This is a genomic window from Chryseobacterium sp. SIMBA_029 (assembly GCF_046535275.1).
In the GTDB taxonomy this organism is placed as follows: Bacteria; Bacteroidota; Bacteroidia; order Flavobacteriales; family Weeksellaceae; genus Chryseobacterium.
Genome location: NZ_JAWRXA010000963.1, coordinates 1 through 228 on the forward strand (window position 1 = coordinate 1; position 228 = coordinate 228).

At 63.6% G+C, this 228-nt stretch carries 1 protein-coding gene; it reads left to right on the forward strand.

Translation table 11 applies throughout. The features are described from left to right. Positions 1–228 (forward strand): hypothetical protein (locus SB679_RS26660; RefSeq protein ID WP_410705476.1); only part of this gene is annotated, 228 nt, incomplete at both ends.

The following is a 228-nucleotide window of genomic DNA, read 5'->3' on the forward strand; positions in this document are numbered from 1 at the left end:
GTGTCGCTCGCTTTCCTTTCGGCGACGTCGGCAGGAATCTTCGTCTCTGTCTCCGCCGGAAACTCCGGGCCGACGCCCGGCACGGTCAATCACGGCGCCCCGTGGTTGACCACAGTCGCGGCTACGTCATTCTCCCAGGAGCTTCAAGGAACAGTGCAGTTCTCCGATGGGAGCAAGTTCCGCGGAGCGAGCATCATGAACCATGAGGTGAGCGGGGCCGGCGTCGTG